The organism is Streptococcus panodentis, from assembly GCF_017884005.1.
Classification (GTDB): domain Bacteria; phylum Bacillota; class Bacilli; order Lactobacillales; family Streptococcaceae; genus Streptococcus; species Streptococcus panodentis.
Genome location: NZ_QFAY01000061.1, coordinates 1 through 628 on the forward strand (window position 1 = coordinate 1; position 628 = coordinate 628).

Here is a 628-nt window from a genome sequence, read left to right on the forward strand (position 1 = left end):
GCGGATGCGGCGAACACACTGGCGGATAGTTATGCAGCTAAGTGTGGAGCTGAGAATTTAGATGAGGAACAGCTGCAAGCGGAGATTGATAGTGCAACGAGAGGTTGTATGAGTCTAAGCGCTTCGATTTCTGGTCTTCAATCTAAATCTAAACCAGCTGCAGGAGATGCGGCAAGAATTAGCAGTTTATAAAATCAGCTTACAGCAGCGCAAAATCAACTGACTGCTGCTCAGGAAAAACTGGCTAATCTGAGGGCATTCAGTGCAGAGTCTCCAAGTGCCTGTGCCTCAGCAGATGGTTATCAGGGCTTGGTTTCTAAGGCTATGTCAGGTATTTCAGTCTCCTTTGGAGGTGGCAGCTTTGCTTTGCCGGAGGATTTAACTTGGGTTAGTGATGTTGAGCAGGGCTGGGCAGACCGGGAGATAGCTTTGGAGAACAACTATTGGTCAGCGCTGGATAAGGTATACAACGGTGAAGCTCTGACGGAAGCAGAGCTAACGGCTATTGAACGCTATGCGGCAGAGTATCCGGACCGTGTAGACGCTTCTGTCTTGCAGCATGTCCAGCAAGTACGTCAGATCAAGGCAGAGGAGATGCGTTATCGTTCCCTGATTGACAAGGTGGATG

General features: G+C 49.2%; 1 protein-coding gene and 1 pseudogene. Both read left to right on the forward strand.

Annotated elements, in window-relative coordinates; all coding sequences use genetic code 11:
• Positions 1-192, forward strand: a 192-nt coding sequence (locus tag DHL47_RS13230; protein ID WP_209552188.1) for a hypothetical protein, incomplete at its 5' end; no start/stop codon positions are given.
• A gap of 174 nt (positions 193-366) precedes the next feature.
• Positions 367-628: pseudogene (locus tag DHL47_RS13235) on the forward strand (hypothetical protein); the annotation flags it as partial.